This window comes from Cupriavidus sp. C2SS-8b (assembly GCF_057073745.1).
Genome location: NZ_CP172716.1, coordinates 3,595,690 through 3,619,980 on the forward strand (window position 1 = coordinate 3,595,690; position 24,291 = coordinate 3,619,980).

Annotated in this window: 18 protein-coding genes; 13 read left to right on the forward strand and 5 right to left on the reverse strand. The window is 66.6% G+C overall.

Annotation, left to right across the window (positions count from 1 at the left end):
• Positions 1–23 precede the first annotated feature (23 nt).
• The 4 genes from ACIGJB_RS16700 (at position 24) to ACIGJB_RS16715 (ending at position 5,637) form a co-directional block, all read left to right on the forward strand.
• Positions 24–1,193, forward strand: coding sequence for a LysM peptidoglycan-binding domain-containing protein (locus ACIGJB_RS16700; RefSeq protein ID WP_483730781.1), 1,170 nt, complete (start codon positions 24–26; stop codon positions 1,191–1,193).
• Between the two features lie 11 nt (positions 1,194–1,204).
• Positions 1,205–2,329: a DNA-processing protein DprA gene (gene dprA / locus ACIGJB_RS16705; RefSeq protein WP_483730782.1), complete on the forward strand. Its 1,125-nt coding sequence runs from the start codon at positions 1,205–1,207 to the stop codon at positions 2,327–2,329.
• Between the two features lie 80 nt (positions 2,330–2,409).
• The gene (locus ACIGJB_RS16710) at positions 2,410–2,814 is read left to right on the forward strand and encodes a thioredoxin family protein (protein ID WP_483730783.1); all 405 of its coding nucleotides are present in this window, start codon (positions 2,410–2,412) and stop codon (positions 2,812–2,814) included.
• Positions 2,815–2,961: 147 nt separating this feature from the next.
• A complete protein-coding gene (locus ACIGJB_RS16715; protein ID WP_483730784.1) occupies positions 2,962–5,637 on the forward strand; it encodes a DNA topoisomerase III in 2,676 nt (891 codons plus the stop codon).
• 61 nt (positions 5,638–5,698) lie between these two features.
• Here ACIGJB_RS16715 and ACIGJB_RS16720 read toward each other — a convergent pair whose 3' ends face one another.
• Positions 5,699–6,601: a LysR family transcriptional regulator gene (locus tag ACIGJB_RS16720; RefSeq protein ID WP_483730785.1), complete on the reverse strand. Its 903-nt coding sequence runs from the start codon at positions 6,599–6,601 to the stop codon at positions 5,699–5,701.
• A 189-nt stretch (positions 6,602–6,790) separates the two neighbouring features.
• On the opposite strand from ACIGJB_RS16720, the gene ACIGJB_RS16725 reads away from it, so the two are divergent.
• On the forward strand, positions 6,791–7,045 hold the full coding sequence (locus tag ACIGJB_RS16725) for a hypothetical protein (RefSeq protein ID WP_483730786.1): 255 nt from the start codon (positions 6,791–6,793) through the stop codon (positions 7,043–7,045).
• A gap of 262 nt (positions 7,046–7,307) precedes the next feature.
• Here the strand turns inward: ACIGJB_RS16725 and ACIGJB_RS16730 are convergent, their stop codons facing one another.
• The 3 genes from ACIGJB_RS16730 to ACIGJB_RS16740 form a co-directional block, all read right to left on the reverse strand.
• Positions 7,308–7,763 (reverse strand): hypothetical protein, encoded by a 456-nt coding sequence (locus ACIGJB_RS16730; RefSeq protein WP_483730787.1) that lies wholly within the window; start codon positions 7,761–7,763, stop codon positions 7,308–7,310.
• Positions 7,764–7,961: 198 nt separating this feature from the next.
• On the reverse strand, positions 7,962–8,156 hold the full coding sequence (locus tag ACIGJB_RS16735; protein WP_211946023.1) for a YbdD/YjiX family protein: 195 nt from the start codon (positions 8,154–8,156) through the stop codon (positions 7,962–7,964).
• Between the two features lie 31 nt (positions 8,157–8,187).
• A complete protein-coding gene (locus ACIGJB_RS16740; protein WP_483730788.1) occupies positions 8,188–10,260 on the reverse strand; it encodes a carbon starvation CstA family protein in 2,073 nt (690 codons plus the stop codon).
• Positions 10,261–10,657: 397 nt separating this feature from the next.
• On the opposite strand from ACIGJB_RS16740, the gene ACIGJB_RS16745 reads away from it, so the two are divergent.
• Together ACIGJB_RS16745 and ACIGJB_RS16750 are read left to right on the forward strand one after the other, a co-directional pair.
• On the forward strand, positions 10,658–12,064 hold the full coding sequence (locus tag ACIGJB_RS16745; RefSeq protein WP_483730789.1) for a cache domain-containing protein: 1,407 nt from the start codon (positions 10,658–10,660) through the stop codon (positions 12,062–12,064).
• Entirely contained in the window at positions 12,061–12,759 is a 699-nt protein-coding gene (locus tag ACIGJB_RS16750; protein WP_483730790.1) for a response regulator, read from the forward strand. Before ACIGJB_RS16745 ends, ACIGJB_RS16750 begins: the two co-directional genes overlap by 4 nt.
• An 81-nt stretch (positions 12,760–12,840) precedes the next feature.
• Here the strand turns inward: ACIGJB_RS16750 and ACIGJB_RS16755 are convergent, their stop codons facing one another.
• Positions 12,841–14,697 carry a phosphoenolpyruvate carboxykinase (GTP) gene (locus ACIGJB_RS16755; protein ID WP_483730791.1) on the reverse strand — a complete coding sequence of 619 codons (1,857 nt, stop codon included), beginning with the start codon at positions 14,695–14,697 and terminating at the stop codon, positions 12,841–12,843.
• A 487-nt stretch (positions 14,698–15,184) separates the two neighbouring features.
• On the opposite strand from ACIGJB_RS16755, the gene ACIGJB_RS16760 reads away from it, so the two are divergent.
• The 6 genes from ACIGJB_RS16760 to ACIGJB_RS16785 all read left to right on the forward strand — a co-directional run bounded on the left by ACIGJB_RS16760 (position 15,185) and on the right by ACIGJB_RS16785 (position 24,051).
• Positions 15,185–16,210: a D-2-hydroxyacid dehydrogenase family protein gene (locus tag ACIGJB_RS16760; RefSeq protein ID WP_483730792.1), complete on the forward strand. Its 1,026-nt coding sequence runs from the start codon at positions 15,185–15,187 to the stop codon at positions 16,208–16,210.
• Between the two features lie 313 nt (positions 16,211–16,523).
• Positions 16,524–17,696 carry an MFS transporter gene (locus ACIGJB_RS16765; protein ID WP_483732357.1) on the forward strand — a complete coding sequence of 391 codons (1,173 nt, stop codon included), beginning with the start codon at positions 16,524–16,526 and terminating at the stop codon, positions 17,694–17,696.
• A 128-nt stretch (positions 17,697–17,824) separates the two neighbouring features.
• Positions 17,825–18,460, forward strand: a complete 636-nt coding sequence (locus ACIGJB_RS16770) for an MOSC domain-containing protein (RefSeq protein WP_483730793.1) — start codon at positions 17,825–17,827, stop codon at positions 18,458–18,460.
• A gap of 285 nt (positions 18,461–18,745) precedes the next feature.
• The gene (locus ACIGJB_RS16775) at positions 18,746–19,987 is read left to right on the forward strand and encodes an efflux RND transporter periplasmic adaptor subunit (RefSeq protein WP_483730794.1); all 1,242 of its coding nucleotides are present in this window, start codon (positions 18,746–18,748) and stop codon (positions 19,985–19,987) included.
• Between the two features lie 3 nt (positions 19,988–19,990).
• Entirely contained in the window at positions 19,991–23,188 is a 3,198-nt protein-coding gene (locus ACIGJB_RS16780; protein WP_483730795.1) for an efflux RND transporter permease subunit, read from the forward strand.
• Between the two features lie 11 nt (positions 23,189–23,199).
• Positions 23,200–24,051, forward strand: a complete 852-nt coding sequence (locus tag ACIGJB_RS16785; protein WP_483730796.1) for a ChaN family lipoprotein — start codon at positions 23,200–23,202, stop codon at positions 24,049–24,051.
• The last annotated feature ends 240 nt before the right edge of the window (positions 24,052–24,291 follow it).

Consider the following 24,291-nt stretch of genomic DNA (forward strand, 5'->3'; position numbering starts at 1 on the left):
GCTCTACCAGCCGGTTCACGAAAATGCGCGATCTTACCAAAGAACACCAGGCGGCGTCGGGCCGCAGGCTGCATGCGTTCATCCTCGCCATATGGAGTGCTGCCGGCGTCACTGCTGCCGTAAGTGCTCCGGCCATGGCGGCAGATCTCTCGGTATCGCCCGCCCAGCACGCGGAAGCGCAGCGCGTGGCGCAGCAAGGGATTCCCGCCAGCGAGCTGTCGCCCAATGCGCCGTCGCAGTACACGGTTCGAAAGGGCGATACGCTGTGGGGCATTTCGGGGCAGTACCTGCGCCAGCCATGGCGCTGGCCAGAGCTGTGGGGCATGAACCGGCAGCAGATCCGCAATCCGCACCTGATCTATCCCGGCCAGGTCCTGTACCTGATCCAGCGCGATGGCCGGGCCTGGCTGTCGACCACGCCGGGCGCCAACGGCACCGTCAAGCTGACGCCGCAAGTGCGCGGCGACGCCGAAAGCGCGGCCATTCTCAGTATCCCGGCCAAGGACATCGAACCGTTCCTGATCCGTCCGCTGGTGGTGGACCAGGGCACCCTGGACACCTCGGCGCGCATCGTTGCCGTGCCCGAATCGCACGTTTATCTGGGCCGCGGCGACACCGCCTACGCGCGCGGCATCGCGCCGGACGCGGCTGCCGTGGGCAGCGACTGGCAGGCCTTCCGGCCGGTCACGCCGGTGCATGATCCGGTCACGGGGCAGGTACTCGGGTATGAGGCCGAATATGAAGGCAATGTGCGCGTGGCCCGCGCCGCCGACGGTCCCGACGCGGTTTCCACGCTGCGCGTGACGCAGGCCCAGCAGGAAATGGGCGTGGGCACGCTGTTGGTGCCCCAGCCGGCGCGCGAGGCCTTTCGCTACGTGCCGCGCGCACCGGAAACCCAGGTCGACGGCCGCGTCGCGAAGGTCTACGGCGGTGTGCAATACGGCGGAGCCAAGCAGGTCGTGGTGCTCAATGTCGGCACCAATGCCGGGCTGGAGCCGGGCCACGTGCTCGCGCTCTCGCGCACGGGCGAAGTCGTGGCCGACCGGACCGACCGCAACCGCAATATCTTGCTGCCCGACGAGCGCTACGGGCTGGCCTTCGTGTTCCGCGTGTTCCCGAACGTGTCCTACGCGCTGGTGACGGATGCCTCGAACGTGATCGAGGTCGGCGATCGCGTCATCTCTCCGCGTTGACGGCCGGCCAGGTGCCGGTCGCCGCATGGCCGGACGCGGTGCGGGACGAGGAAGACACGCTGGCGTGGCTGCGGCTGGCCAGCGCGCCGGGCATCGGCCCGGTGACGGCGCGCCTGTTGCTGGCGGCATTCGGCCTGCCGCAGCAGGTATTCGCCCAAAGCGTGGCAGCGCTGTCGTCGGTGGTGCCGCGCAAGCTCGCGGCGGCGATCCTGGCTGCGCCCGGCGCGACCTTGAACCACGCGCTGGCCAAGACCATGGCGTGGCTGGAGCAACCCGGCAACCATCTGCTGACGATGGTCGACCCGCGCTACCCGGTGCGCCTGCTGGACCTGACGGATCCCCCACCGCTGCTATATATCAAGGGCGACCCCGCCGCGCTGGCGCGGCCAGCGCTTGCCATTGTTGGTGCGCGCGATGCCACGGCGCAGGGCAAGGCCGATGCCGAGGCGTTCGGCCGGTCCTTCTCCCAGGCGGGCCAGACGGTGGTTTCGGGGCTTGCGCGGGGCGTGGATGCGGCAGCCCACGAGGGCGGCCTGGCGGGCGAAGGCGGTACGGTGGCGGTGATCGGCACCGGTGCCGACCGGGTCTACCCTGCGCGCCATTTCGACCTGGCCCACCGCATCGCCGAACACGGCGCGATCGTCAGCGAGTTCCCGCTGGGCATGCAGGGGTTCAAGGACAACTTCCCGCGGCGCAACCGCCTGATCGCGGCGCTCGCCCGCGGTGTGCTGGTGGTGGAGGCTGCGGCCCGGTCCGGTTCGCTGATTACCGCCCGTCTCGCTGCGGACCTGGGCCGGGAGGTATTTGCCATTCCGGGCTCCATCCACTCGCCGCTTTCGGGCGGATGCCACTTCCTGATCCGCCAGGGGGCCAAGCTGGTCGAGTCGCCACAGGACGTGATGGAAGAATTCGGCCTCGCGGTCGGACCGGCGAAGGCGGCGAATGCCGCACCGCCACGGTCCAAGGCGCCGGATGATCCCTTGCTCGCCATGCTGAAACACGAGCCCGTCACGCTAGACACATTGTGCGAGCGCAGCGGGCTGGCACCGGAAACGCTGGCGACGCGCCTTCTCGAGCTGGAACTGGAAGGTCGCGCGGAGCGTCTACCGGGGAACCTCTTTCGCAGTCTGTCCTAGACTTCGCCAGTGGCCCCGGACGCGTTGCCGATACAATCGGCGGTCCCTCGGTGTCCCAAGAGGCTCATGTTTGAACCGTAATGACCGTTTACTTTCCCGAACGTGACGTTGCCGCCATTGGCGCAGCGCTGTCCGCCCGCCCGCAAGGCCGGCTGGTCGCCTGCCTGTGCGCGCAATGGTGCGGGACATGCCGGGACTACTTGCAGCCGTTCTCCGCGCTGGCCGCGCGCCACCCGGAGGATTGTTATGTGTGGATCGATATCGAGACGCATGCGGACCGGCTCGACGACATCGACATTGAGAATTTCCCCACGCTGCTGGTCCAGCCGGTGGGCGGGGGCCCGGCGCAGTTCTACGGCACGCTGCTGCCGCATATCGAGGTACTGGAACGGATGCTCGCGCGGGGCACGACCATGCCGGGTGTGCAGGCAGATGTCCCGGAAGTGCTGGAGTGGTTGCTTGCCGGGGGACGGTGCGCCGCGTAGTGGCGGATTTCACACCGGTGCGGCTGGCTTGCACCGCCGTTGAAACCGCGCTTATGATTGGCGCCTCAATGCCCCCCGGGGGCGATGTCACCTTATATTGCTGTGCAAATCGCGCGTTGCCGGAAGCAACCCGCAAGGACCCGTTCAATGTCAAAAGCCCTCATCATCGCGGAAAAGCCATCGGTCGCGGCCGATATCGCCCGTGCCCTCGGGGGCTTTACCAAGCACGACGAGTACTTTGAAAGTGACGACTTCGTGCTGTCGTCCGCCGTGGGCCACCTGGTGGAGATCGCCGCGCCCGACGAATACGAGGTCAAGCGCGGCAAGTGGAGCTTTGCCAACCTGCCGGTGATCCCACCCCACTTCGACCTGCGCCCGATCGCCAAGACCGAGTCGCGCCTGAAGGTGCTCAACCGCCTGATCAAGCGCAAGGACGTCACCGGCCTGATCAACGCCTGCGACGCGGGGCGCGAAGGGGAACTGATTTTCCGGCTGATCGCCCAGCAGGCCAAGGCCAAGCAGCCGATCCGCCGGCTCTGGCTGCAGTCGATGACGCCGCAGGCGATCCGCGACGGCTTTGCCAGCCTGCGCGAAGACCAGGACATGCTGCCGCTGGCCGATGCCGCGCGCTGCCGTTCCGAGGCCGACTGGCTGGTGGGCATCAATGGCACGCGTGCCATGACCGCCTTCAACAGCAAGGGCGGCGGCTTCTTCCTGACCACCGTGGGCCGCGTCCAGACGCCGACGCTGTCGATCGTGGTCGAGCGCGAGGAGAAGATCAAGCACTTCGTGCCGCGCGACTACTGGGAAGTGCGCGCCGAGTTCATCGCCGCCGCCGGCCTGTATGAAGGCCGCTGGTTCGACCCGAAATTCAAGAAGAGCGAGTTCGATCCCGAGGCGCGCGAATCGCGCCTGTGGAGCGAGGCCGAGGCCAAGAGCATCGTCGCCGCGTGCCGCGACAAGCCGGGCACCGTTACCGAGGAATCCAAGCCGTCGACACAGCAGTCGCCGGCGCTGTTCGACCTGACCACGCTGCAGCGCGAGGCCAACTCGCGCTTCGGTTTCTCGGCCAAGAACACGCTCGGCCTGGCCCAGGCGCTGTACGAAAAGCACAAGGTCCTGACCTACCCGCGTACCGATGCGCGCGCGCTGCCCGAGGACTACATGGACACGGTCAAGCAGACCATGACCATGCTGTCGGACAGCTCGCCCAACTACCTGCCGCACGCGAAGAAGATCCTGTCGCAGGGCTGGGTCAAGCCAAACAAGAAAATCTTCGACAACAGCAAGATCAGCGATCACTTCGCTATCATCCCGACGCTGCAGGCGCCCAAGAACCTGTCGGAGCCGGAACAGAAGCTGTATGACCTGGTCGTGCGCCGCTTCCTTGCGGTGTTCTTCCCGGCCGCCGAATTCCAGGTCACGACCCGTATCACGGAAGTGGCCGGCCATCACTTCAAGACCGAAGGCAAGGTGCTGGTCAACCCGGGCTGGCTCGTGATTTATGGGCGCGAGGCGCAGGGCGACAAGGACGCCGCCAACCTCGTGCCGGTGACCAAGGACGAGAAGGTCAAGACCGACAAGGTCGAGAGCGTGGGCCTGACGACCAAGCCGCCCACGCGCTACAACGAAGCCACGCTGCTGTCCGCCATGGAAGGCGCCGGCAAGCTCGTGGACGACGACGCGCTGCGCGAGGCCATGGCCGGCAAGGGCCTGGGCACGCCGGCCACGCGCGCGGCCATCATCGAAGGTCTGCTGACGGAAAAGTACCTGGTGCGCGAAGGCCGCGAGCTGATCCCGACTGCCAAGGCGTTCCAGCTGATGACGCTGCTGCGCGGCCTGGGCGTGCTGGAACTGACGCAGGCAGAGCTGACCGGCGAATGGGAGCACAAGCTCTCGCAGATCGAGCGCGGACGCCTGAAGCGCGACGAGTTCATGCTCGAGATCGCGCAGATGACGCAGCAGATCGTCAAGCGCGCCAAGGAATACGACAGCGACACCATCCCCGGCGACTACGCCACGCTGGCCACGCCCTGCCCGCAGTGCGGCGGCCAGGTGAAGGAGAATTACCGCCGCTTTGCCTGCACTGCGTGCGAATTCTCGATCAGCAAGATCCCCGGTGGCCGCCAGTTCGAGATCAACGAGGTTGAAGAACTGCTGCAGAAGCGGGAAATCGGGCCGTTGCAGGGCTTCCGCAGCAAGATGGGCCGGCCGTTTGCCGCCATCCTCAAGATCGCCAAGGACGACGAAGGCCATTACAAGATGGAATTCGATTTCGGCCAGAACGATGACGAGGGGGATGGCGAGCCGGTCGACTTCAGCGGCCAGGAGCCCGTCGGCACCTGCCCGAAGTGCAGCGGCGCGGTGTTCGAGCACGGCATGAAGTACGTGTGCGAGAACAGCGTGGCCAGCCCGAAGACCTGTGACTTCACCACCGGCAAGATCATCCTGCAGCAGGAAATCAGCCGCGAACAGGTCGGCAAGCTGCTCAACGACGGCCGTACCGATCTGCTGACGGGTTTCAAGTCGTCGCGCACGGGCCGCAACTTCAAGGCCTTCCTGGTAAGGCAGGCGGACGGCAAGATCGGCTTCGAGTTCGAGGCGCGCGAGCCCAAGGCCGGTGCCAAGGCATCAGCCAAGACTGCGTCGCGCACGGCCGCAAAGCCGGACGAAGCCGAGGCCGCTCCGGCCAAGGCGCCGGCGAAGAAGGCGGCCACCAAGACCACCGCGACCAAGACCGCGGCCAAGAAGGCGCCCGCCAAGACGGTCGCGGCCAAGAAGACCCGCGCCGCAGGCAAGGCGACGGTCGAAGCCGAGGAGTAAGCGGGCCAGTCTCGGGAGGTCGCGGTGCTTGCCCCGTAGCCTCCCGGCCTGTCGGCGGGATCTAGTGGTCCTTGCCCCGGACCTGCCCTTCTTCCAGCAGGAAATCAATGAATGCGCGGACCTTGGTGGGCAGGAACTTCCGGCTCGGATAGACCACGCTGACATCGCGTCGCGGCAGCTGGTACTGCGGCAGGACGTGCACGAGACTGCCCGACTCGATATTCTGCTTGGCCAGGTAGGACGACAGCATCGCCACGCCCATATTCGCCAGCGCCGCCTGGTGCGCGAGTTCGGCATTGCTGCACAGCAGTCCCGGGCGGATTGGCACCGTGAGCTCGCCTTCCGGCCCGAGCAGCGTCCACTCGTGTTCCACGTTCGGCAGCCGCATGGCGATGCAACGGTGATTGGTCAGCTCGTGTGCGTGCCGCAGCGGCGGGTGCATGCGGACATATTCAGGCGAAGCACACAGCACAATTTCGGCTGAGATCAGGGGACGGGCCACCAAGTGCGAGCCCAGGCCCAGGTCCGACAGCATGACTGCGACGTCGCGTCCCTCTTCCACGATATCCACGTTACGGTCGGACAGGAGTACATCGAAGACCACATCGGGGTATAGCTTCTGGAACCGCGCCATCAGATTCGGTAGCAGATGCAGGCCGAACATCACTGGAGTCACCAGTCGCAACGTTCCTGATAGTGACTGGCTGCGCGCCGTCACCACGCCTTCGGCTTCTTCCACGTCTTCCAGGATCTGCTGGCAGCGCTGCAGGTAGGTTTCTCCGGCGTCGGTCAGCGACAGGCTGCGGGTCGTCCGGTTCAGCAGCCGCGTACCGAGGTGACTCTCCAGGTCCGCGACATAGCGCGTCACGACCGCATTGGACATCTCCAACTGCTGCGCTGCACGAGCAAAGCTCCCCAGCTCCACGACTTTGGCGAACACGCGCATCGATTGCAGGCGATCCATGACATAGTCTCCCGTCGTTTTCCTGAATTTTTCCTGCTTCAGGCGACTTTATTGTTGGAATCAGAACTAATCATTGTGTCAGGCGGTATTTATTGATATGAGGGAAACGCCTAATATGTACCCATCGGATGCCGCATTGCAGCAACTTAGACTGCACAAACCGGCACCAAGTTGAAGAAACACAGAGCCATGAAAACTACCCGTCTTTCCCTGATCGCTATTGCCACCCTCGCTGCAGCCCTTTCCGCTGCACCGGCGTTTGCCAAGGCCGGCAAGTTCGACCCGTACGCAGACGGCGCCAAGGCTGGCAAGTACGACGTCTACAGCGACGGCGCCAAGGCTGGCAAATACGACGTCTACAGCGATGGCGCCAAGGCCGGCAAGTACGACGTGTACAGCGACGGCACCAAGTACGATCTGTCTTCCGACCGCGCGCCCCTGTAATCGACACGGCCCGCAAGCCGCGGTCCGGGGCCGTATCTCCCCTTGCGGCCCCCTCCCTTTCAACCTGGTCTCCACAGGTCGTTTGGAGAGCGTCTGACAGACCTCTCCTTATTTATCCGGAGAAGAAGCCCGCACTGGTTGCGGGCTTCTTTGTTTCTGTGGCCGGTCAGGAGCGACTGCTTCTGCCAGGCATTATGCCAGAGCACGCAAAGAAAAACGGGCCAGTGGCCCGTTCCTGAATCCTGCCCGGCTGAGGGCGGGCTCAGTCGTCGTAATGATGGTGGTGCTTGTGCTTCTTATGCTTGTAGTGGCCACCACCACCGTAGTAGCGGCGGTCGTTCTCATACGAATTGCTGCGCGAAACGTTGCCGCCCAGCGCTGCGCCCGCGCCCCCGCCAACCGCCGCGCCGACCAGGCCGCCAGTGCGGCCGCCCATGGCGTTACCCGCCGCCGTACCTGCACCGCCGCCCAGCGCGCCGCCGATGATGGCGCCCGTGCGCTCGCGCCGGTTGGACGTTACCGCCCCGCCCGCGCCGCCGCCGACGGCGCCGCCGATCACGGCACCGGTGCTGCCGCCCAGCGCGCCGCCTACGGCCGCCCCTGCCACGCCGCCGAGGGCGCCGCCAAGGGCATTGTTCATGTCGCTCGCGAAGGCCGGCAGCGCGGACGCCGCCAGGGCGAGAGCCAGGGTCAAATTGCGAACGGGATGGCGAGACATATCGTTTCCTTTCTTTGCCATGTTGTGCCGCAAGTGTAGAGAACGAGCCCCGGCCTTGCTGTAACCACGTGTAAAGCCATGTAACCCCCTGCTGAAACGTATGATTTGAGCGACAACACGGCAGAGGCGTGGAACTCGACACCCAAAAAAACGGGCAACCCGAAGGTTGCCCGTTCCATCAGACCTGGCCGGTGCGGCTCAACAGCACTTGCCCTGCCCGCCGCCGTAGCGCGCTTCCTGGCGTTCGCGGAAGAACTCCTCGTAGGTCATCGGCGCGCGGTCCGGATGGGTGCTTTCCATGTGGGCCACATAAGTCTGGTAGTCGGGCAGGCCAACCATCAGCCGCAACGACTGCCCGAGGTAGCGTCCCATCGTTCCCAGTTGTTCCAGCATGGCGGGGCTCCTTTTCCTTTGATCCAGCCGATCAGGATTGTGCCGAGGCGGCCGCCGGCAGCGGCTCGAACGGCGTTTCCTTGTCGGTCGGGCGGTTCACGGCACGCGCCTGCATGGCGGTCTTGAAGCCGTACACCACGATCGACAGCACCACGAACATGAACAGCGCGCACAGGCCAGCGTCCAGGTAGTCATTGAAGACGATGCGGTGCATCTGCTCCATGGTCTTGGCCGGGGCCAGCACCTTGCCTTCGGCGATGGCGGCGCTGAACTTGCCGGCGTGGGTCAGGAAGCTGACCTTCGGATCGGCATCGAACAGTTTCTGCCAGCCGGCGGTCAGCGTGCAGATCAGCAGCCAGATGGTCGGCACCAGCGTCACCCAGGCGTACTGGCCGCGCTTCATCTTGACCAGCACGCAGGTGCCGAGCACCAGCGCCACGGCGGCCAGCATCTGGTTGGAGATGCCGAACAGCGGCCAGAGCGTGTTGATGCCGCCCAGCGGATCGACCACGCCCTGGTACAGGAAGTAGCCCCAGGCCGCCACGGTCAGCGCGGTGGCGATCAGGTTGGCCGGCAGCGAGTCGGTGCGGCGCATGCTCGGCACGAAGCTGCCCAGCAGGTCCTGCAGCATGAAGCGGCCGGCGCGGGTGCCCGCGTCGACGGCGGTCAGGATGAACAGGGCCTCGAACAGGATGGCGAAGTGGTACCAGAACGCCATCATGGCCTGGCCGCCCACCACCTGGTGCAGGATATGGGCGATGCCCACGGCCAGCGTCGGCGCGCCGCCGGCACGCGAGATGATGGTGTTCTCGCCAACGTCCTTGGCGGTCTGGATCAGCACGTCAGGGGTGACGACGAAGCCCCAGGTCGACACGGCGTGGGCCACGGCGTCCGGCGTGGTGCCAATCACGGCGGCCGGGCTGTTCATGGCGAAGTAAACGCCGGGCTCGATTACCGAGGCCGCCACCAGCGCCATGATGGCGACGAAGGACTCGGCCAGCATCGCGCCGTAGCCGATAAAGCGCGCGTGGCTTTCATTCTCCAGCAGCTTGGGCGTGGTGCCCGACGAGATCAGCGCGTGGAAGCCCGACACCGCGCCGCAGGCGATGGTGATGAAGAGGAACGGGAACAGGTTGCCCGACCACACCGGCCCGCCGCCCTGGGCGAACTGCGTGAAGGCCGGCATCTTGAGTTCCGGCGCGACGATCAGGATGCCGATGGCCAGCGCGATGATGGTGCCGATCTTCAGGAAGGTCGACAGGTAATCGCGCGGGGCCAGCAGCAGCCACACCGGCAGCACGGCGGCGATAAAGCCGTAGATGATCAGCATCCAGGTCAGCGCCTTGCCGTCGTACGTGAACAGCGGCGCCAGCACGGCGCTTTCATGCACGTACTGGCCGCCCAGGATCGCGAGCATCAGCAGCACGAAGCCGATCACCGACACCTCGCCGATGCGGCCCGGGCGGATATAGCGCGTGTAGATGCCCATGAACAGCGCGATGGGGATGGTCACCGCCACGGTGAACGTGCCCCACGGCGAGCCGGCCAGCGCCTTCACCACGATCAGCGCCAGTACCGCCAGGATGATGATCATGATCATGAAGCAGCCGAACAGCGCGATCATGCCCGGCACCGTGCCCATTTCGGACTTGACCAGGTCGCCCAGCGAGCGGCCGTCGCGGCGCGTGGAGATGAACAGGATCATGAAATCCTGCACCGCGCCGGCGAACACCACGCCGGCCAGGATCCACAGCATGCCCGGCATATAGCCCATCTGCGCGGCCAGCACCGGGCCGACCAGCGGGCCGGCGCCGGCAATGGCGGCGAAGTGGTGGCCGAACAGCACCGCCTTGTTGGTCGGCACGTAGTCCAGGCCGTCGTTGTGGCGCCAGGCCGGCGTCATGCGTTTCGGGTCGAGCTGCATCACCTTGTCGGCGATGAAGCGGCTGTAGTAGCGGTAGGCGATCAGGTAGATGCAGAGCGCGGCAACCACGATCCACAGCGCACTGACCGCCTCGCCGCGCGACAGCGCGACCGTGGCGAAGGCAAACGCGCCAAGGATGGCGACGGCCAGCCACACCAGGTGTTCTCCGATGCGATTCATAGTGAAGGTCTCCTCAGACCGGGGATTTCGATAGCCTGCGGCGGCGAAGGACTGGTAACTGGCAGGGTCGGCGGCGGGCGCGCGCCTGAGGGCGGGCAGCGGGGCAATCCGGCGGTGAGGGTGTCTCTTCGGATCTTGCTGCTGCTCGCCCGGTTCTTGTCGTTTCCGGATCTCGTCTTGCAGGCAGGCAATGCACCATCCGGGTGGGCGGCGCACCAGCTGCGTCGACGCACGCGCCTTGTTGGGGCGGCTCAAGCGTCCGGCGTGTAGTATTGACACCCGCCAAACCCCGCACAAGCGCGTAACTACGCAGCACTTCTGCGTAGTACTACGCAGATCGACGGTGGCATGCCGCCCGCGCGGCATCGGTGTTTACCCCCGGTCGTCCGGTTCACGTATGAAACTCCGCCAGAAGATCCTGTTGCTAGCCGTCGCGCCCCTGGCGGTGGCCATGCTCGGCATTGCGCTTGCCGTGCGTTTCCAGGCGACGCAACTGGCCAGGCATGAGCGCGCGCTGGTCGAGTCGGCCTATCTCCAGAGCAAGGAAACCGAACTGCGCCACTACGTAGAACTGGCGCAAAGCGCGATCGCGCCGATGGTGCGTTCGGGCCGCACCGACGCCGCCACGCGCCAGGCCGCCATGGACGCGCTGGCGCGGCTCGACTACGGGCCCGACGGCTACTTCTTCCTGTATGACCTGCAGGGCCGCAACCTGATGCATCCGCGCCAGCCAGAACTGGTCGGGCAGGACTTGTGGATGCTGCGCGACCCGCAGGGCGCCCTGACCATCCAGAAGCTGATTGCCGCGGCCAAGTCCGGCGGCGGCTCGGTGCGCTACCAGTGGCGGAAGCCATCGTCCCAGCAGCTCGCGCCCAAGCTCGGCTACGTGGTGGCCGTGCCCGAATGGGGCTGGATGCTCGGCACCGGCATCTACCTGGACGATGTGGAAAACACGCTGCGCCAGCTCGATGCGCGCGCCGCGACCGATATCCGCGAGACCATGGCGTGGATCGGCGTGATTGCGGCGGTCAGCATCCTGCTGGTGGCCGCTAGCGGCCTGGCCCTCAATATCAGCGAGCACCGCGAGGCCGATGCCAAGCTGCGCCAGCTGGCGCAGCGCGTGGTGCAGTCGCAGGAAGAGGAGCGCGCCCGCTTGTCGCGCGAACTCCATGACGGCATCAGCCAGTTGCTGGTGTCGGTCAAGCTGGTGCTGGAAGCCGCCGCGAACCGGCTGCGCCTGGCGCCGGCCGAGGGCGCGGCGGTGGCGCCCGTGCTCGGCATGGCGCTGAACCGGCTCGACACGGTATTCAACGAGGTCCGGCGCGTGGCCCGCAACCTGCGTCCGGCGTTGCTCGATGACCTCGGCCTGGTTGCCGCGCTGGAGCACCTGGCGCGCGAGATGCAGGGCGGCAGCCACCTGCAGATCAGCGTGACCCAGGCCGGCACGCCGCGCGAGCTGCCTGACGAACAGGCTACCGCGTTGTACCGGATCGCCCAGGAAGCGCTGACCAATGTCGAGCGCCATGCCGGCGCCCGCAAAGTCACGGTGGCTTTGGCTTTCGATCCGGACGCGACGCGCCTGACAGTGCGCGACGATGGCAGCGGGTTTGACGTGGCCCGCATGCAGGTCGATCCCCGGCGCGGCATCGGTCTGCGCAACTTGCGCGAGCGGATTGCAGCGTTGGGCGGGCAGTTCGGCATTGTTTCGGGCATGGGCGGCACGGAACTGGTAGCCGCGCTGCCGCTCGTGAAAGTACAGGCGCGGCCCGTCGTTCCCATTCCGGAAGAACCTTCGCAGTCATGACCCAAATTCCCGACCCGGCCGAAGGCCAATCTGGCTACGCCGCTGATACGCCTGCGCGCGTGCTGCTGATCGACGACCATGCGCTGGTGCGCGACGGCATGCGCATGCACCTGGCGTTGCAGCCCGGCCTGCGCGTAGTGGGCGAGGCCGACGGCGGGGAAGCCGCGCTGGCGTGGCTCGATCGTGCCGGCGCGGCCGAGCGCCCGGACCTGGTCATCACCGACATCGGCATGCGTGGCATGGGCGGCATTGCGCTGACGTGCGTGCTGCATGAGCAATATCCCGAAATTGCGGTGCTGGTGGTCAGCATGCATGACAACCTGGAATACGCGCGCCAGGCCGTGCGTGCCGGCGCGCACGGCTATGTGTTGAAGGATGCCCCTGCGGAGGAACTGATGGCCGCCATCGAGGCGGTACTGGCGGGGCGCGTGTTCTACAGCGCGCGCATTGCGCGCGGCATGGCGGAACAGATGCCGGCGGCCGGGCCGCTGGACGCGCTGACGAAGCGCGAAAGAGACATCCTCGGCTACATCGGGCGCGGCATGGCGAACAAGGAAATTGCGGCGCAGCTTGGTGTTTCAGTGCGCACGGTGGAGACCCACCGGCTCAATCTCAAGCGCAAGCTGGGTATCGAGGGCCGAGCAGGATTGGTGAAGTATGCGGTGGAGCAGTTGGGAGAGGGCGAGGCGGGATAACCAGAAGTTATCCACGGCTTGGTTCACCGCTCTCCCGACCCTCTCCCGTTGCGGGAGAGGGAATGTCTGCGGGTCGGATGCTTACCCTTCCAGCCGCTTGCCCAGCGCCGCCCGCGCTTCGACCAGTGCCTGCGGCAGGTTGTGCTTCAGCTGCGTAAACAGCGCGTCGTGCAGCACCAATTCCTGTTTCCAGGCCTCGGTGTCGATCGACGTCACCTGCGCGAACTGCGCCGGCGAGAACTCCACGCCGTTCCAGTTCAAATCTTCATAGCGCGGGCTGGTGCCGAACACATGCTCGGCGCCCTGGCCCTTGCCTTCGACGCGGTCGATCATCCACGACAGCACGCGCATGTTTTCGCCGAAGCCCGGCCATACGAAGCTGCCGTCGGCGTCCTTGCGGAACCAGTTCACGCAGTAGATCTTCGGCAGCTTCGCGCCCGACGCTTCCAGCTTCTTGCCCAGTTCGAGCCAGTGGCCGAAGTAGTCGCTCATGTTGTAGCCGCAGAACGGCAGCATGGCGAACGGGTCGCGGCGCACCACGCCTTGCTGGCCAGCGGCCGCGGCGGTGGTTTCGGAGCCCATGGTCGCGGCCATGTAGACGCCTTCGGTCCAGTTGCGCGCTTCGGTCACGAGCGGCACGGTGGTCGAGCGGCGGCCGCCGAAGATGAACGCATCAATGGGTACGCCGGCAGGGTTGTCCCAGTTCTCGTCGATCGACGGGCATTGCACCGCCGGGGCGGTGAAGCGCGCGTTCGGGTGCGCGGCCTTGGCGCCGGTGGCCTTGGCGATTTCCGGGGTCCAGTCCTTGCCCTGCCAGTCGACCAGGTGCGCAGGCGCTTCCTTGGTCATGCCTTCCCACCACACGTCGCCGTCGTCGGTCAGCGCCACGTTGGTGAAGATGACGTTTTCCTTCAGCGTCGCCATGGCGTTGAAGTTGGTCTTCTCGCTGGTGCCCGGGGCCACGCCGAAGTAGCCGGCTTCCGGGTTGATTGCGTACAGGCGGCCATCCTTGCCCGGCTTGATCCAGGCGATGTCGTCGCCGATCGTAGTGACCTTCCAGCCCTCGAAACCCTTTGGCGGGATCAGCATGGCGAAGTTGGTCTTGCCGCAGGCCGACGGGAAGGCGGCGGCCACGTGGTATTTCTTGCCCTCGGGCGAGGTCACGCCGAGGATCAGCATGTGCTCGGCCAGCCAGCCTTCGTCGCGGCCCATGGTCGAAGCAATCCGCAGCGCGAAGCACTTCTTGCCGAGCAGCGCGTTGCCGCCATAGCCTGAACCGAACGACCAGATCTCGCGCGTCTGCGGGAAATGGACGATGTACTTGGTCGGGTTGCACGGCCACGGCACGTCCTTCTCGCCAGCGGCGAGCGGCTTGCCGACGGTGTGCACGCACGGCACGAAGTCGCCGTCGGTGCCCAGCACGTCATACACGGCCTTGCCCATGCGCGTCATGATGCGCATATTGACGGCCACGTATGGGGAGTCGGACAGTTCCACGCCAATGTGCGCGATCGGCGAGCCCAGCGGCCCCATCGAGAACGGGACCACGTACAGCGTGCGGCCGCGCATGCAGCCGTCGAACAGGGCGTTGAGCGTCTGGCGCATCTCGGCCGGGGCGATCCAGTTGTTGGTGGGGCCGGCGTCTTCCTTCTTGTCCGCGCAGATGAAGGTGCGGTCTTCGACGCGCGCCACATCGGACGGATCGGACAGGGCCAGGTAGGAATTCTTGCGCTTGGCCGGGTTCAGGCGCTTAAGCGTGCCGGCCGCGACCATCTGCTCGCAGAGGCGGTCGTACTCTTCCTGCGAACCGTCGCACCAGTGAATGCGCTCCGGCTTGGTCAGCGCGGCGATCTCGGCTACCCAGGCCACCAGCTTCTGGTTCTTGACCCAGGCCGGCACGTTCAACGCCGTCGTGCCTTGCATCGAGGGGTGGTTCATCCTGCAACTCCAAAGTGTGTAAAGGGAAGGAAGGGGAAATCTTTTCAAAGCCCGACCTGAGACCAGCCAGGCCGATGCCTGTCGCGGCGCACTTTTGTGGCTCAATTCAGCGACTCGCACCGGTCGTCACATCCCGTTACAACTCCTCTGCGGCCCGGGTAACGCAAAGGGTCGCAGCAGTCCCTGCGCCTGCGCTAAAGTTGCGCTTCGCCCGCGCAGGGCTAGCTGCATGGGGCCAGCGGGCTTTGTCCGGCGGCACCGGATGTCGGGAGCGAAGCTCGACCGAACATTCTCCGGGGGCACCGGAACGGGCAAGGATACCACTGCCGCACAACGCTGTTTTTTGCTCCGCAGCATTGCCGGAACCGGATTCACGCATGGAATGTGCCGGCCCCGGATACCCGACAATAGCGCTGGTCGCGCGCGCGCTCCGTTGCCGCGCGCACCAATCCCGGCTCACCAGGCCAGCCGACAAAAAGAGTTGCCGATGAAGATTGCTGTACTCGACGATTACCAGGACGCCGTGCGCAAGCTGCCTTGCTTCAGCCTGCTGGAAGGGCACGACGTCAAGGTGTTCAACAACACCGTCAAGGGCGTGGGCCAGCTGGCCGCGCGCCTCTCGGACGTAGAGGCGGTCGTGCTGATCCGCGAACGCACGCGCATCACGCGCCAGTTGCTGGAGAAGCTGCCCAAGCTGAAGATCATCAGCCAGACCGGCCGCGTCGGCACGGCGCCGAACACGCATATCGATGTCGATGCCTGCACGGACCGCGGCGTGGCGGTGCTCGAAGGCGCGGGCTCCCCGGTGGCGCCGGCCGAGCTGACCTGGGCGCTGATCATGGCGGCGCAGCGGCGCATTCCGCAATACGTGGCCAGCCTCAAGCATGGTGCGTGGCAGCAGTCTGGCCTGAAGTCGACCACCATGCCGCCCAATTTCGGGCTGGGCCAGGTGCTGCGCGGACAGACCCTGGGCATCTGGGGCTACGGCAAGATCGGCCGGCTGCTGGCTGGCTATGGCCGCGCCTTCGGCATGAACGTGCTGGTGTGGGGACGCGAGGCGTCGCAGGAAGCCGCCCGCGCCGATGGCCTGGCGGTGGCCGAGTCCAAGGAACAGTTCTTCGCCGACAGCGATGTGCTGTCGCTGCACCTGCGCCTGAATGACGACACGCGCGGCGTGGTCAAGCTGGCCGACCTCACGCGCATGAAGCCGACGGCGCTGTTCGTCAACACCAGCCGCGCCGAACTGCTGGAAGAGAACGCGCTGGTCGCCGCGCTGAACCGGGGGCGTCCGGGCATGGCGGCGGTGGATGTGTTCGAGTCCGAGCCGATCCTGCAGGGCCACGCGCTGCTGCGCATGGAGAACTGCATCTGCACGCCGCACCTGGGGTATGTCGAGCGGGATAGCTATGAGATGTACTTCCGCATTGCGTTCCAGAACATCCTGGATGTGCTGGCGGGGCAGCATGAGAGCATCGTCAATCCGAAGGCGCTGACGCCGGTACTGTCGCGCTGAGTATTTGCCCACCTTCGGTTTGCTACCCTCTCCCGCTTGCGGGAGAGGGGCCGGGGAAGAGGGCAGGCGCTGGCAATAGTGAGGCGCTTCACTTCGTGGACGCTCCCGCCCCCTCCCCCACCCCTCTCCCACTGCGCGGGAGAGGGGAGCCTTGTTCCAGCGGCGTCGGCAAGTCCGGCGCTTCAAGGCTTCCGCCACCCGCGGACGCGAATTTCGCGAAACCGCTACACTCGGGACTTCCCTGACCGCCGGCCGCAATGGCCCGCGGCGCGTCCCGAACAACAACGACAAGGCGCCAGCGCGCCACCCCGGCATGGACCCCAGGCTTGTGACGCTCTGCGTCGGCAATTTCATCATTGGCACCGGCGCGATGATCGTGACCGGCATGTTGAACGACATTGCCGCCGATTTTGGCCTGGGCGTGGCCAGTGCCGGCCAGCTGATCTCGGTGTTCGCCCTGGCCACCTGCGTGGGAGCGCCGGTGTTCGCCACGCTCGGTTCACGCATCGACCGCCGCCTGTTGCTGTCCGGCTCATTGCTGATCTACGCCGTGCTGCACCTTGCGGCCGCCCTGGCGCCGAGCTTCGCCACGCTGATGGCGATCCGTTTTCTGACCGCGATCGGCGCGGCCATCTACACGCCGCAGACTGCCGCTACCCTGCCGCTGCTGGTCAACGCGCAGACCCGCGGCCGGGCGATCAGCTTCGTGTTCCTGGGCTGGAGCATCGCCAGCGTGGTCGGCGTGCCGCTGGGCACCTGGATCGCGAGCACGCTCGGCTGGCGCGTCAGCATGGCGGTGGTGGGCGTGCTGGCGCTGCTGGTGTCGGCGGCGGTCTGGCGCGCCTTGCCGCGCGGGCTCTACGTGCCGGCCGTGGGCCGCGAGGCCTGGAGCGCCGTGCTGCGCCACCGGCCGATCATGCTGGTGGTGGCCGCCACCATGATCCAGTCGGCCGGCATGTTCACGATGTTCACCTACATTGCCCCGCTGATGCGCGACGTGCACGGCATCTCCGGCGCCGCGCTGAGCCTGATGTTCCTGGCTTATGGCGCCTGCGGCGTGTTCGGGAACGCCATGGCGGCCTCGCGCATGGACCGGATCACGCCCAGCCGCATCGTCCAGTTCGCGCTGCTGACGTCGATCACGGCGATGGTGCTGTGGCCGCTGGCCGGGCTGGGCACCGTGCCGCTGGTGCTGCTGTTCATGCTGTGGGGCGTGGGCGGGTTTGCCACCAATAGTGCGCAGCAGGCGCGGCTGGTGATGATCGCGCCGGACCGCGCCTCGGTCTCGATCTCGCTCAACTCGTCGTCGATCTACCTCGGCCAGGCCATCGGCGCCATGGCGGGCGCGGCCCTGTATACAGTGGCCGGCACCGGTTCGCTGCATTGGGGCGCCGCGATACTGATGCTGGCGGCGCTGGTGATCTCGCAGCGGGCCCGCGCGCTCGGCTGCCAGTGGCCGCCGCGGCAGGTCCCGCAACAGGCCTGAGCGGCCCTGCCCGTCCCCGGGTCAGGTCTCGCTCCACAGCTTTTCCACAGTGTTGTCCAGCGCACTGTCCACCACCTGTTCCCTGCGTTATCCACGGAGTTATCCACAACTCGCGCGGCGGGGGCATCGTGAGCGAACCGAATGGAATCCTGAGCGGTGCACGCGTGCTGGCGATCAATATCGGCAAGGCCATTCCGCTGGTGGTGTCCCGTGCCGGCACCGAGGCGGTGGTGATGTCCGGCATCCGCAAGCACCCGGTCAGCACGCTGGCCCGCCCGCTGCGCGTGCAGCTGCGCCCGCTGGGCGTGGCCGGCGACGAGCAAGCGGACCTGGCCGTGCACGGCGGCCTGGACAAGGCTGTGTATGCCTATCCGTCAGAGCACTACGCGTGGTGGAACAAGCGCCGCCGCGCCGCGGGCCAGCCCGAGGCATACCGCGGACTTGCGTTCGGCTCCATGGGCGAGAACCTGACCATCGAAGGCCTGGTCGAGGCCGACCTGTGGATGGGCGACGTGCTGTACATCGGCAGCGCAGTGCTGCGCGTGGCGTCGCCCCGGCAGCCTGCATGCAAGTTCAACGCCGTGCTGGGCTACCGCCACGCCGTGCGCGACATGGTCGAGAGCGGCTACTCCGGCGTCTACCTGGGCGTGCTGCGGTCCGGCGAGGTGCGCGCCGGCGATGCCATTCATGTGCAGCATGGGCCGCGAAAGCTGTCGATCGACAGCATCAACCGCTCGCGTCGCGATGGCTGGCGGCTTTTCTGATAATGTTTGTGTCTCGATACAAGCAATCCGCCCCGCGTCCGCCACGCCACCCCTCGTAGCCGGCCAAGCCAGGCCCGGATCACGCCGTTACCGCTCGCTGTTATCGCTGTAACGCGCTGTAATAGTCCGTGCTGGCTCCGCGGGACGAACCGCTGTACTAGTAGAGGTTTGCGCGACACGTATCCGCCCGGCCCCCCGGGCTGCCCGTACTGGGTGGCCATGGAAGGGAACAGAGGCGGGACGTCACCGGGGAGGGCGCGCTGCAGCCAAGAGGGTCCACACAAGATGAAGACAGACAGGATCGACCAGCCCAAGGGGTTTGTCGACGGCAACTGGAGTGCATCCGCCGGAACCGGCCGTGGCCGGGTATCGCCGTGGGTGGTGGTAATCACCGTTGCGGTGCTCGCCGCAGCGGGATGGTTTGCATGGCACACGTGGCTGGCGCCGAAGCCCGTCGCCAAGGCGCCCGCGCCGGTGGCGGTGGCTACCGCACTGGTGAAGCAGGGCGACGTGCCGCTGCAATTCACGGCCAACGGCAATGTGACGGCGTTATCCACAGTCGAAGTCCGCCCGCAGGTTTCCAGCACCGTACGCGCCGTCCATATCAAGGAAGGCCAGACCGTCAAGCCGGGCGACCTGCTGTTCTCGCTCGACACGCGCATGGACGAGGCCAACCTGGCCAAGGCCCAGGCGCAGTTGCTGCGCGACCAGGCCGACCTGTCCGACGCGCGCCGCAACCTGTCGCGCAGCAAGGAACTGCTGGAACGCAACTTCATCTCCAAGAGCGCGGTGGACACGGCCCAGGCCAAGGTGGACGGCTTCGAGGCCACCATCCGCGCCGACCAGGCCGCGATCGAGGCCAGCCGCGTCGCGGTCAGCTACGGCGCGATCCGCGCCAGCATCGGCGGGCGCACCGGCGTGATCAATGTCTTCCCGGGCTCGATGGTGCTGCCCAACAGCACCGGGCCGATGGTCACCATCGCGCAGGTCCAGCCGATCGCGGTGACCTTCAGCCTGCCCGAGCGGCAGCTCGCCTCGCTGCGCGACGCGCTGCGTGCGGGGCCCGTGAAGGTCACCGGCCAGCCCAACGACGGCAGCAAGACGCCGGTGACGGGCAAGATCACCTTCATCGACAACACGGTCGATCCCCAGTACGGCACCATCCGCGTCAAGGCGCAGTTCGACAATGACGAGCAGCGCCTGTGGCCCGGCACGTACGCCAACGTCAGCGCCGTGGTGCAGACGCTCAAGGACGCCCTGTCGGTGCCGCCGCAAGCCGTGGTGACGGGGCCCGAAGGCCGCTTCGTCTACACCGTGCAGCCCGACAGCAAGGTCGCCCGCGTGCCCGTGAAGCTGGTGACCACCACCGCCACGTCGGCCGTGATCGAAGGCGTGCCGCCGGGTACGCGCGTGGTCGTGGAGGGCACGCAGAACCTGCGTCCGGGCGCCCTGGTGCGCGAAGTCGCGCCGACGCCTGCCGCTGCTGCCACGCCGGCGAGCGCGCCGGCCGCGGCCCAGGGACACTAAGCCATGACGCTGTCCGAGCTTTGTATCCGCCGTCCGGTGATGACGGTGCTGCTGTGCATCGCGGTCATCGTCACCGGCATCGTGCTGTACCCGACGATCCCCATCGCCGCGTTGCCGAGCTTCAACTCGCCCGTGATCCAGGTCACGGCCACCTTGCCGGGCGCCAGCCCCGAAACCATGGCCGCCTCGGTGGCCACGCAGCTCGAGAAGCAGTTCGCGACGATTCCGGGCGTGAAGGTGATCAGCTCGTCGAACACGCTCGGCAATTCAAGCATCACGATCGAGTTCGGCAGCGACCGCGATATCGATGCCGCGGCCGTGGACGTGCAGGCGGCGCTGTTCCGCGCGCAGCGTTCGCTGCCGATCGAGATGACGGTGCCGCCGTCGTACCGCAAGGTCAACCCGGCCGATGCGCCGGTGCTGCTGCTGGCGATCAACTCGCCGGCGATGAGCCTCGCCGAACTCAACGCCTTTGGCGACAACCTGATCTCGCCGACGCTGGCCACGCTGCCCGGCGTGGCGCAGGTGCAGGTGTTCGGCCAGAAGCGCTTTGCCGTGCGCGTGCGCGCCCACCCGGACGCGCTGGCCGCGCGCGGCCTGACGATGGACGAGCTGGCCACGGCGCTGAACCGCGCCAACGCCAACACGCCGGTCGGCACGCTCGACAGCGCGCGCCAGACGCTGACGATCCAGGCCAACCGGCAGCTCGCCAACGCCGATGCGTTCCGCAACATCATCGTCGCCAGTCAGCCCAACGGCGCCCTGGTGCGCCTGTCCGACGTGGCCGAGGTCGAAGACAGCGTCGAGACCCTCAAGACCGGCAGCTGGCTCAACAACGAGCGCTCGATCGTGCTGGCCGTGCTGCGCCAGCCCGACGCCAACACCGTGGCCGTGGTCGACGCCATCAAGGGCGCCCTGCCCCGTCTGGTCAGCCAGATGCCGGGCTCGGTCAACGTGGCGGTGGTCAACGACCGTTCCAACTCGATCCGCGAATCGATCCACGACGTGCAGTTCACGCTGGCGCTGACGGTGGCGCTGGTGGTGATGGTGATCTTCCTGTTCCTGCGCCGCGCCGCCGCCACGCTGATCCCGACCGTGTCGCTGCCGATCTCGCTGATCGGCACGGTGGCGCTGATGAAGGCCTTCGGCTACAGCCTGGACAACGTCTCGCTGCTGGCCATCACGCTGGCCGTGGGCCTGGTGGTGGACGACGCCATCGTGATGCTCGAGAACATCGTGCGCCATATCGAGGAAGGCGTGCCGCCGCTCAAGGCCGCGCTGGTGGGCTCGCGCGAGATGGGCTTCACCATCCTGTCGATCTCGATCTCGCTGGTGGCGGTGTTCATCCCGATCTTCTTCATGCCGGGCGTGATCGGGCTGTTGTTCCATGAATTCGCCGCGGTGGTGTCGCTGTCGATCCTGGTGTCGGCGCTGGTGTCGCTGACGCTGATCCCGATGCTGTGCGCGCGCTTCCTGTCGGCCGAGAACGTGCCGGTCGATGAATCGCAGCACGCCTATGGCGACCATGCCGGCCACGCGCCGGCGGTGGTGCAGAAGCAGACGCTGGGCATGCGCTCGACGCAGTGGTTCGAGAACCTGTTCGAGTGGACGCTGCACAAATACGCGCACGGCCTGGACTGGTGCCTGGCGCACCGGCGCGTGGTGCTGGCGGCCGCAGGCCTGACGTTCGTGCTGACCGCCGTGCTGTTCGTCAAGATTCCCAAGGGCTTCTTCCCCGAGGAAGACATCGGCCAGATCCAGGTCAACGCCGAAGGCCCGCAGGATATCTCGTTCGATGCGATGGCCGAGCGGCTGCGCGATGCCGCCGAGCGCATGCGCGCCAACCCGGCCGTGAAGAGCATCGTGGTGTCGATCGGCGGCGGTCCTTCGCCCGCGATCAACACCGGCCGCATGTTCGTCGAACTGAAGCCGCTCGGCCAGCGGCCCAAGATGCCGAAGGTGGTGGAGTCGCTGCGCAAGGACGTGTCCGGCATTCCGGGCCTGGCGGTGTATTTCTCGCCGGTGCAGAACCTGCGCCTGGGCGGGCGCCAGAGCAAGAGCCGCTACCAGTACACGCTGCAAAGCGTGAAGGCCGGCCAGCTGCAGGAGTTCAGCGACAAGCTGATGGCGAAGATGCGCGCCGACACGCTGTTCCGCGACGTCACCAGCGACTCGCAGCAGTCGGGCCTGGAAGCGCAGCTGTCAATCGACCGCGACAAGGCCAATGCGCTCGGCGTGCAGATGCAGGACGTGCGCACCGCGCTGTACTCGGCATTCGGCGAGCGCCAGGTCTCGACGATCTATACGCCGATCGACAACTACTACGTCATCCTGCAGGCCGCCGACGTCGATCGCCAGGACGAAAGCGCGTTCACCAAGCTCTACGTGCGCAGCAAGACCGGCCAGATGGTGCCGATCTCCGCGTTCGCCACGACCGAGCGCCGGGTCGGGCCGATTGCCGTGAACCACCAGGGGCAACTGCCTTCGGTGACGGTGTCGTTCAACCTGGCCCCGGGTGCACCGCTGGGCGAGGCCTCGGCGAAGATCGACCGCTACCGCCAGGAAATCGCCATGCCGACCTCCATCTTCACGAGTTGGGGTGGCGACGCGGCGGTGTTCCAGTCGTCGCAGGCGACGCAGATCGTGCTGCTGGTGGCGGCCATCGCGGTCATCTACACGCTGCTGGGCGTGCTGTACGAAAGCTACATTCACCCGCTGACGATCCTGGCCGGGCTGCCGTCGGCCGCCATCGGCGCGCTGCTGACGCTGTTCATCTTCAACGTGGAGCTGTCGCTGATCGCGACCATCGGCGTGCTGATGCTGATCGGCATCGTCAAGAAGAACGCCATCATGATGATCGACTTCGCGCTGGCGGCGCAGCGCGAACAAGGCATGGCGCCGGCGCGGGCCATCCGCCAGGCGTGCCTGCTGCGTTTCCGGCCGATCATGATGACTACCTTTGCCGCCGTCATGGGCGCGCTGCCGCTTGCGCTGGGCCTTGGCGCAGGTGCTGAACTGCGCCAGCCGCTGGGCCTTGCCGTGGTCGGCGGCCTGCTGTTCTCGCAGGTCATCACGCTGTTCATCACGCCGGTGATCTACCTGGCGCTGGATCGGTTCTCGGGTACCGGCCCTCTGCAGATCGACGCGGAAGGCAATCGCCTGCCCGAGACGGTGCATGGCGAGGTGGCGCACCAGCGTTAGGAGGCCACTGCATGACGCTGCCTCGCATTGCCGCGGTTGTTTTGCTTGCCGCCGGCTGCGCTGCCACGCCGCCGTCGTCGGGTCCCGATGCCGTCAGCGCGGCATTCGTCGGCAAGTCTTATGTTCTGCTCGGCGAAGTCCATGACAACGCCGCCGGGCAGCAGCAGCGGCTCGCCGCACTCACGCGGGCCGTCGAACAGGGCTGGCGCCCCGCCATCGCCATGGAGCAGTTCGACCGCGAACGCCAGGCCGATATCGACCGCGCGCGCCGCGAACGCCCGGCCGATGCGGACTACCTGATCAAGCAGGCGGGAGGCGGCGGATGGCAGTGGCCGCTGTACCGGCCGGTGGTGGCGCTGGCGCTGCAGTACGACCTGCCGCTGCTGGCCGCGAACCTGTCGCGCACCGATGCGGCGAAGATCGTGCGCGGCCGCCTGGATGGCCTGTTCGTGCCGCAGCAGCGCGCGCAACTGGGCCTGACCGGTACGCTGCCGCCCGACCTGGTGGCCGCGCAGACCGCGGTGCTCGACGAAGGCCATTGCGGCAATTTTCCCAAGGCCATGCTGCCCGGCATGCTCAACGCGCAGGCCGCGCGCGATGCCGTCATGGCCGCCACGCTGCGGCCCTATGCGGCGCGCGGGGCGGTGCTGATCGCGGGGAACGGGCATGTGCGCAAAGACATCGGCGTGCCGCGCTGGCTCGGGGCGGGTGACGGCAAGGCCGTCAGCATCGGCTACCTCGAAAGAGGCCAGGGCAACCCGGCCGGCTTCGACCGCGTGGTAACCGTGGCGCCGGTGGAACGCGAAGATCCCTGCCGCGACGCCGTGGTGGGCAAGGCCATGCAGGCGCCCGCCGGACGCTGAATCGCCCGCCATCCACGTAAACCCCGATGCCAAGGCTGTCAATCTGACAGCCTTTTGACAGTTTCCAGCGCCTAGAATCCGGCACATGATCCGTCAACGGGTCACGCAGAAGTCAAACAACAATGCCGGCATGCAGCGCGTGCAACGGACAGGAGACAGCGACCTACCGGTTCCCCGGGAGGGTATGCGCCCCACGTCTTCCCATTCCCTGACGCAATGCCATGAAGGCGAGCCGAAGAT

Bases quoted from the DNA above. Each gene is read 5' to 3' on its own strand.
- ACIGJB_RS16785 (WP_483730796.1), top strand. From the start codon at position 23,200: ATGACGCTGCCTCGCATTGCCGCGGTTGTTTTGCTTGCCGCCGGCTGC.
- ACIGJB_RS16750 (WP_483730790.1), top strand. From the start codon at position 12,061: ATGACCCAAATTCCCGACCCGGCCGAAGGCCAATCTGGCTACGCCGCT.
- ACIGJB_RS16760 (WP_483730792.1), top strand. From the start codon at position 15,185: ATGAAGATTGCTGTACTCGACGATTACCAGGACGCCGTGCGCAAGCTG.
- ACIGJB_RS16755 (WP_483730791.1), bottom strand. From the start codon at position 14,697: ATGAACCACCCCTCGATGCAAGGCACGACGGCGTTGAACGTGCCGGCC.
- ACIGJB_RS16780 (WP_483730795.1), top strand. From the start codon at position 19,991: ATGACGCTGTCCGAGCTTTGTATCCGCCGTCCGGTGATGACGGTGCTG.
- ACIGJB_RS16720 (WP_483730785.1), bottom strand. From the start codon at position 6,601: ATGGATCGCCTGCAATCGATGCGCGTGTTCGCCAAAGTCGTGGAGCTG.
- ACIGJB_RS16710 (WP_483730783.1), top strand. From the start codon at position 2,410: ATGACCGTTTACTTTCCCGAACGTGACGTTGCCGCCATTGGCGCAGCG.
- ACIGJB_RS16700 (WP_483730781.1), top strand. From the start codon at position 24: ATGCGCGATCTTACCAAAGAACACCAGGCGGCGTCGGGCCGCAGGCTG.
- ACIGJB_RS16745 (WP_483730789.1), top strand. From the start codon at position 10,658: ATGAAACTCCGCCAGAAGATCCTGTTGCTAGCCGTCGCGCCCCTGGCG.
- ACIGJB_RS16725 (WP_483730786.1), top strand. From the start codon at position 6,791: ATGAAAACTACCCGTCTTTCCCTGATCGCTATTGCCACCCTCGCTGCA.
- ACIGJB_RS16775 (WP_483730794.1), top strand. From the start codon at position 18,746: ATGAAGACAGACAGGATCGACCAGCCCAAGGGGTTTGTCGACGGCAAC.
- ACIGJB_RS16735 (WP_211946023.1), bottom strand. From the start codon at position 8,156: ATGCTGGAACAACTGGGAACGATGGGACGCTACCTCGGGCAGTCGTTG.
- ACIGJB_RS16730 (WP_483730787.1), bottom strand. From the start codon at position 7,763: ATGTCTCGCCATCCCGTTCGCAATTTGACCCTGGCTCTCGCCCTGGCG.
- ACIGJB_RS16765 (WP_483732357.1), top strand. From the start codon at position 16,524: ATGGACCCCAGGCTTGTGACGCTCTGCGTCGGCAATTTCATCATTGGC.
- ACIGJB_RS16715 (WP_483730784.1), top strand. From the start codon at position 2,962: ATGTCAAAAGCCCTCATCATCGCGGAAAAGCCATCGGTCGCGGCCGAT.
- ACIGJB_RS16740 (WP_483730788.1), bottom strand. From the start codon at position 10,260: ATGAATCGCATCGGAGAACACCTGGTGTGGCTGGCCGTCGCCATCCTT.